Annotated in this window: 8 protein-coding genes; 5 read left to right on the forward strand and 3 right to left on the reverse strand. The window is 72.4% G+C overall.

The features are described from left to right. Positions 1-6 precede the first annotated feature (6 nt). From paaC to paaE, 3 genes are read left to right on the forward strand one after another with little or no spacing between them, the layout of a single operon-like run. The gene (gene paaC, locus JKJ07_RS46355; protein WP_203078177.1) at positions 7-867 is read left to right on the forward strand and encodes a 1,2-phenylacetyl-CoA epoxidase subunit PaaC; all 861 of its coding nucleotides are present in this window, start codon (positions 7-9) and stop codon (positions 865-867) included. Beyond that, positions 864-1,352 carry a 1,2-phenylacetyl-CoA epoxidase subunit PaaD gene (paaD, locus tag JKJ07_RS46360; protein WP_203078178.1) on the forward strand — a complete coding sequence of 163 codons (489 nt, stop codon included), beginning with the start codon at positions 864-866 and terminating at the stop codon, positions 1,350-1,352. Before paaC ends, paaD begins: the two co-directional genes overlap by 4 nt. A gap of 1 nt (position 1,353) precedes the next feature. Continuing rightward, positions 1,354-2,403 carry a 1,2-phenylacetyl-CoA epoxidase subunit PaaE gene (paaE, locus tag JKJ07_RS46365; RefSeq protein WP_203078179.1) on the forward strand — a complete coding sequence of 350 codons (1,050 nt, stop codon included), beginning with the start codon at positions 1,354-1,356 and terminating at the stop codon, positions 2,401-2,403. A 100-nt stretch (positions 2,404-2,503) separates the two neighbouring features. On the opposite strand, the gene JKJ07_RS46370 is transcribed toward paaE, so the two are convergent. The 3 genes from JKJ07_RS46370 to JKJ07_RS51435 form a co-directional block, all read right to left on the reverse strand. After that, complete coding sequence (locus JKJ07_RS46370) at positions 2,504-3,208, reverse strand: TIGR03089 family protein (RefSeq protein WP_203078180.1); 705 nt, start codon at positions 3,206-3,208, stop codon at positions 2,504-2,506. A gap of 10 nt (positions 3,209-3,218) precedes the next feature. Beyond that, positions 3,219-3,488: a peptidoglycan-binding protein gene (locus JKJ07_RS46375; protein ID WP_203078181.1), complete on the reverse strand. Its 270-nt coding sequence runs from the start codon at positions 3,486-3,488 to the stop codon at positions 3,219-3,221. Between the two features lie 124 nt (positions 3,489-3,612). Further along, complete coding sequence (locus JKJ07_RS51435; protein WP_203078182.1) at positions 3,613-4,089, reverse strand: DUF732 domain-containing protein; 477 nt, start codon at positions 4,087-4,089, stop codon at positions 3,613-3,615. 174 nt (positions 4,090-4,263) lie between these two features. On the opposite strand from JKJ07_RS51435, the gene JKJ07_RS46385 reads away from it, so the two are divergent. Beyond that, on the forward strand, positions 4,264-5,172 hold the full coding sequence (locus JKJ07_RS46385; RefSeq protein ID WP_203078183.1) for a S1C family serine protease: 909 nt from the start codon (positions 4,264-4,266) through the stop codon (positions 5,170-5,172). A gap of 46 nt (positions 5,173-5,218) precedes the next feature. Continuing rightward, on the forward strand, positions 5,219-6,172 hold the full coding sequence (locus JKJ07_RS46390; RefSeq protein WP_203078184.1) for a hypothetical protein: 954 nt from the start codon (positions 5,219-5,221) through the stop codon (positions 6,170-6,172). Positions 6,173-6,981: the final 809 nt, after the last annotated feature.

Below are 6,981 nucleotides of genomic sequence, written 5' to 3' on the forward strand. Positions count from 1 at the left end.
GCCGCCATGTCCTTCGACGATGCCTATCAGGCCCTCACCGATCACGACGACGACGCCCGCTGGGCGTACGGGACGGGTTTCGCCGACCCGCTGGCCGGGGTGCCGACCGCCCTGCCCGCGGGCGTCGACCCCGCCGACCTGGCCGCGTACTGCCTCATGCTGGGCGACGACGCGCTGATCATGTCGCACCGGCTGCAGCAGTGGGTGACCCGCGCACCCGAGCTCGAGGACGAGATGGCGCTGGCCAACATCGCGCTCGACCTGCTCGGCCAGGCCCGCCTCCTGCTGACCCGGGCGGCGGAGGCAGGGGCCGGTGACAAGAAGAACGAGGACGACCTGGCCTACCTCCGCGGGCCGGAAGACTTCCGGCACGTGCGGCTGGCCGAGCGCACCGACGCCGACTTCGCCCACCTGATCGCCCGGCTGCTCGTCTTCGCGACGTGGCGCCTGGCGCTGCTCGACCGGCTGGCCGCGAACCCCGATCCGGTGCTGGCCGCGATCGGGGCCAAGGGGGTCAAGGAGGTCGCCTACCACCGCGACTACGCGGCCGGTTGGGTCGTGCGCCTGGGCGACGGCACCGAGCTGTCACACCGGCGCATGCAGGAGGCGGTCGACGCGGTGTGGCCGCTGACCGGCGAGCTGTTCGCCGCGCACGAGGTCGAGCTGCGCGTGGGCGTCGACCCGGCCGGGCTGCGCGAGGAGTGCGACGCCGTCTTCGACGAGGTGTTGCGCGTGGCCACCCTGCGCAGCCCGGAATCGACGCCCGGCGCCACAGCGGGCCGCGACGGCGTGCACGGCGAGGAGCTGACCGAGATCCTCGACGAGCTGCAGGGCCTGGCCCGCGCGACCCCCGGCGGTGTCTGGTGATCAGCGCGGCCGAGGTGGCGGCGGCGGTCACCGACCCCGAGCTGCCCTTCCTCACGCTGGCCGACCTGGGCATCCTGCGCGAGGTGCGCGAGACCGGCGACGGCGTCGAGGTCACCATCACCCCCACCTATTCGGGCTGCCCGGCTCTGGAGGCCATCGAGTCCGACCTGCGGCGGGCGCTGCACCGCGCCGGATACGAGCGCACGAGCGTACGGACCTCGCTCGCCCCGGCGTGGACCACCGACTGGATCTCGGCCGAGGGCAAGGCCAAGCTGGCGGCGGCCGGCATCGCCCCGCCCGGCCCCGCGCCCCGGCGATCGGGGCCGATCCCGCTCACCCTCGGCATCCGGGACGACCAGGTCGCCTGCCCACGCTGTGGCGAGCCGAGCACCGAGCGGCTTGCCGCGTTCGGTGCGACCGCCTGCCGTGAGCTGCGGCGCTGCCCGGCCTGCCGGGAGCCCTTCGAGCACGTGAAGGAGATCTGACGTGCGGGACTTCCACGCGCTGCGGGTGGCCGAGGTCGAGCGGCTCTGTCCCGACGCCGTCGCCGTGACCTTCGACGTCCCCGGCGACCTGGCAAGCGTCTACGCGTTCCGGCCCGGCCAGTCGCTGACCGTGCGGCGGCCCGGCGACGATCGGGACGAACGACGGTCGTATTCGATCTGCGCCCCGGCCGGCGACCGCCCGCGCATCGGCGTCCGCGAGGTGCCCGGCGGTGTGGTCTCGGGCTGGCTCGTGCACGACGTGCGGGTCGGCGACGCGGTCGAGGTCGCCCCGCCCTCGGGCACGTTCACGCCCGACGTCGAGGCCGGCGGCCGGCACGTGATGGTCGCGGCCGGCTCGGGGATCACGCCGGTGCTGTCGATCGCGGTCTCGCTGCTGCGCAACCCGGCCGCCCAGGTCGCGGTGCTCTACGGCAACCGGCGGGCCGACACGGTGATGTTCGCCGAGGAGCTGGCCGACCTCAAGGACCGGCACCCGTCCCGGCTCGAGCTGGTGCATCTGCTCTCCCGCGAGGCGCGCGAGGTCGACCTGCTCAGCGGCCGGCTCGACGGACCGAAGCTGCGCACCCTGCTTCCGGTGCTGCTCGACGTGCCGGCCGTCGACCACTGGTGGCTGTGCGGCCCGTACGGGATGGTCATGGACGCCACCGAGGTGCTGGCCGAGGCCGGGGTGGCGCCCGAGCGGATCCACCGCGAGCTCTTCTGGGTCGACGAGGCGCCACCGGAACCCGTACGGGATGATCTTGGTCCTCGCGAGGGCAGCGAGGTGACGGTGCTGCTCGACGGCCGCTCGACCACCGTGACGGTGACGACGGGCGACACCGTGCTCGACGGCGCCCAGCGCAGCCGCCCCGACCTGCCGTTCGCCTGCAAGGGTGGGGTCTGCGGCACCTGCCGGGCCCGGGTCGTCGAGGGCGAGGTGACCATGCGGCGCAACTTCGCCCTGGAGCAAGCCGAGGTCGATGCCGGATTTGTCCTGACCTGCCAGTCGACGCCGGTGTCGGAGAAGGTGACGGTGAGCTTCGACGACTGAGGCGGCTGACGCAGCTGACGCAGCTGAAAACGACTGGCGACCGGCGGCGTGGCGACCGGCGGCGTGGCGACCGGCGGCGTGGCGACCGGTGGCGAAGCGGCTAGAGGACTTTTGTGACGCCTTCGTGGGCGATCCGCTGGTCGAGACGGGTGGCGTCGAGGTTGGCGCAGAGCACGATCGACGCGCCCACCGACAGCGGGCCCAGCAGCCAGATCAGCGGCTGCTCCTGCGACGTCGTGTCGATCAGCACCCGATCGCCGGCCCGGATGCCGTTGCGCTCGGCGAGAGCGGCCGCGATCTGCGCGTACTCCCGATAGCTGGTGCCGTCGGTCACCGCCGGCAGGTGCTCCTGGAACTGATGCCGCGGCGGGTGCACACCCAGATGGGGCCGCAGCGCACTGGTGTAGTCGCGATAGCCGTCCGGCACGTCGCCGGTCGCCTCGCCGTGCGGCGCCAGGCCGAGCACGAACTGGTGCCGGCCGCTGGGCACCTCGTCGAGCCAGTTGCCGATGCGGCGTCGCTCCACGAACGTGACGTCGAGCGGGTCACCCGCGGGAGTGAGGCCGGCCGTCGCCCAGCCGCGGATCGACAACTCGATGCCGGCCGACCACGCGCCGAGCAGCACGGCCGCGGTCTGCCAGTGCGGCGGCAGCAGCACCGCCGCGGTGTCGCCCGGTCCGAGCCCGCAACCCTCGGTGAGCAGCGCGGATGTCGCCGCCGTCCAGCCGCCGAGCTCGCCCGCGGTGAGGCCGAAACGCTCACCGGTCCGGTCGTCGTAGTAGGTGATGAGGTCGCCGGCCGTCATCCGGGCAAGGCTACGCCGCGAGGTAGAACCGGCGCTGCGCCGCGTAGCGGGTCAACAAGTGCACCGTGTGCGGCCCCGCGACGCCGTCCTCGACGAGACCGGTGCGAGCCTGAAACGCCCGTACGGCCTCGGTCAGCTCCTCGTCGCCCGCGCCGGGCAGCATGTCGAGCTCGGCGAGCAGCTCGCGCACGCACTCGGGGTCGGGCGGCGGGGGAGTGCCCAGGCCGATCACGCCGCCGACCGCGGTGCCGACCACTGAGAGGAATCCTCGTGCGGACATCTCGTGCCTCCTGCTGGATTGTGGGGGTGTCTCCAGCATCGGGCGGCGGCCTGTGAACAACATCGGACCGGCGTCTCGTAACCCTGAGCCCCGATCCGACTTTCGGCCGACCCCGCGGTGGGGCTCAGGTCGGGCAGGCCGACGTCCTGGCCAGCGTCAGCACCGTCTTCGCATCGGGAGTCGTGAATCCCTGATCGGTCATCCCGGCGATCACCGCGGTGTCCTTGCGCCCCCGCTTGAGCTCGGCGCACGTCTGCTCACCGAGCGCGGCGACCTCCTCGTCCCGTCGATCGACCACCACCTCCGGCAGCTTCTCCCGCATCAACGCGACAAACGCGTCGATGTCCCGCGCTGTGGTCCGGGTGGGTGCCTTCGCTTGCGGTTCCGTTTCCCGTACGGAGGCATGCGGTTCCCTTTCCCGTACGGAGGCTTGCGGTTCCCTTTCTCGTACGGAGGTCAGAGGCGACGGCGACTCCTCGACGATGGCCGGTGGCGGCGCCGGCGCTACCGGGGTGGGCGGCTCGGGGTCGGAGCAGCCGGTCAGCACCCCGAACAGAGCCGCGGCAGTCAGGGAAGCGGAGAAAACAGGCCGAATACGCACGCGACGACCGTAGGCGCGCCGCCCCCGCACATGCCCCGGCGCGCCCACCGACGGGTGGCGACCCGACCCGGACGAGTGAGCGGCGGCGTACAGCGAACCCACAGACGTCTCACCGGTAGCCGACAAGGTTCGGGGTCACTGTTGGCTCATCAGCCAATGAAGTGAGGCGTCGCCATGACCGACCTGATGACCCGGCCCGACCACTCCCAGGGTTACGGCCACTACGACTACGTGACGCCGCCCCCGCCGCCCGCGCCCCCGTTCGTACCGGCTTCGCCGGGTGACCGCCGGTGGCCGCGCCGTGTGGCCGGTGGGGCCGCCGTGCTCGCGTTGATCGCCGCCGGCGGCACCGCCGGGGGAGTGGTTGCCGAGCGCTACCTAGTCGACCACGCTGCCACCGCGACCACCGCCACGACGAGCTCGACCGCGGCCGCCACGGTCACCGAGGGCGACGACCTCGCCGCCGTCGTCAAGCAGGTGCAGCCGAGCGTGGTGACCGTGCTCGTCGACGGCAACCAGTCGTCGTCGCTCGGCTCGGGCGTGGTGCTCAGCTCGGACGGCCTGGTGCTGACCAACAACCACGTCATCGAGAGCGACGGCACGGTGAGCGTGCGCCTGTCGACCGGCCAGACCGTACCGGCCCGGGTGGTCGCCACCGACACTGCTCACGACCTGGCCCTGGTGCAGGCGACCGGGCTCACCGGCCTGACCCCGGTCACGTTCGGCACCGACGACAGCGTCGCCGTGGGTGACACCGTGCTGGCCTTCGGCGCGCCGCTCGGCCTCGAGAACACGGTCACGTCGGGCATCGTCTCCGCCCTCGACCGCAGCATCAGCACGGCCACCGAGTCGGCCACCGGCTCCGGCAGCGAGCAGCTGACCGGCCTGCTGCAGACCGACGCCGCCATCAACCAGGGCAACTCCGGCGGCGCGCTGGTCGACCTGTCCGGCCACGTCGTCGGCATCAACGTCGCCATCGCCACCGCCAGCGAGTCCTCGACGGGCAGCATCGGCGTCGGCTTCGCCATCCCGGCCGACACCGTCACCGCGGCCGTCAAGCAGATGCAGTCGCAGATCAACTGACCGTCCGGCTCTGCCGCCAGCGTCGCGAGGGCCGTACCGTGCGCTCGTGACTTCGGCACCCACCCCTCCACCCGCCCGGCCCACGGTGGTCACCGTCGCCTTCTGGCTCCAGGTCGCCCTGGTCGCGACCCTGGTGCTCGTGGTCGCGGTGTCGATCGCCGACACCGTCCACTACAACGGCCTGATCGACGAAGCTGTCCGCACGACCAGCACCCCCGACATGACGTCGATTAGCTGGGAACGCGAGGACAACATCGCGGGCCTGCTGTTCGTCGCCGTACCGATGTTCGTGCTGGCCGTCTGGCTCGGCGTGAGCGCGATCTTCGTGCGCCGCGGCAGCAACGTCGGCCGGGTGTTGACCTGGGTCGGGGTGGGCGCGCCGGCGCTGCTGATGCTGCTGTCCTGCTTGCTGGGCCTGCTCGGCGTCTTCGCATTCGCCATGATTGCGATCCCGTTCGAGGACCCGTCGGTCTACGAGGACGACCCGGACTTCACCGGCGACGACTTCGCCTTCTCCGACACCGTCTACAACCTGGACGACGGCGGCTGGTCCCTCGCCTACGACATCATCACCGCCGTCGGCTTCGTCCTGATCCTGCTGCTGGCGGTCGCCGTGGTGGTCCTGCTCGCGACGTCCCCGGCCGCCCGCTGGTTCCGCCGCGGCGAGCCCGAGCGCCGCCCCCTTCGGCCCGCTTTCCCGTACGCCACCCCGCCCGCCCCGTACTACCCGGCCGCAGGCCCGTACGCCCCCGCCCCGATGTATCCCCCACCCACCACCTCGTACCCATACCCATACCCCTACCCCTATCCCGCCGCCTGGGCCGCACCTTCGCCCTTCCCGCCACCGGCCGCGCCGTTCACCCCGCCCACGCCGCCGGCCTCACCCGAACCTCCGCCGGCAGTGCCTGGTTCGGTCGCGCCACCCGAGCCCAATTCCGACACTCGGCCCGACCCCGACCGCGGCACCCCGACTGACTCGGACCCGGGCACCGGCGCCTGACGCAGGTTCAGGTTCGAGCCCCGCGCCCCGAGCCCCGCGCCCCGAGCCCCGCGCCCCGAGCCCCGAGTCCCGCGCCCCGCGCCCCGAGCCCCGCGCCCCGAGTCCCGCGCCCCGCGCCCCGAGTCCCGCGCCCCGCGCCCCGAGCCCCGCGCCCCGAGTCCCGAGTCCCGCGCCCCGCGCCCCGAGCCCCGCGCCCCGAGTCCCGCGCCCCGCGCCCCGAGTCCCGCGCCCCGAGTCCCGAGTCCCGCGCCCCGAGTCCCGAGTCCCGCGCCCCGAGTCCCGAGTCCCGCGCCCCGAGTCCCGCGCCCCGCCTGCCAACCGCCGAGTGTTTGTGAGTACTCACTTACGGAGTCGTGGGGGTTGTGAGTGCTTACTTACTGGGTTGGGGCTATCGGCTGGGGGTCAGTCGCGGCTGGCCCGGTCGGCCTCGTTCCGGCGGGTCATGTTTGTGAGTACTCACTTACGGAGTCGTGGGGGTTGTGAGTGCTTACTTACTGGGTTGGGGGCTATCGGCTGGGGGTCAGTCGCGGCTGGCCTGGCCGGCCCCGTTCCGGCGGGTCATGTTTGTGAGTACTCACTTACGAAGTTGTGGGGGTTGTGAGTGCTTACTTACTGGGTTGGGGCTGTCGGCTGGGTGCCAGACGCTGCTGGCCCGGCCGGCCCCGCTCCGGCGGGTCATGTTGGTCACGTCCACCGAAGTGGTGTATGAGCTGGGCTTTCCCGGCGCGCGAGAGCGGCCATCGCAGATCCTTCGGATTGCTTGAAGATCACGAAGGAGAGACCTGCGATGGCCGCAGAACCGAGTTTGA

This window comes from Paractinoplanes lichenicola (genome assembly GCF_016785085.1).
Classification (GTDB): Bacteria; Actinomycetota; Actinomycetes; order Mycobacteriales; family Micromonosporaceae; genus Actinoplanes; species Actinoplanes lichenicola.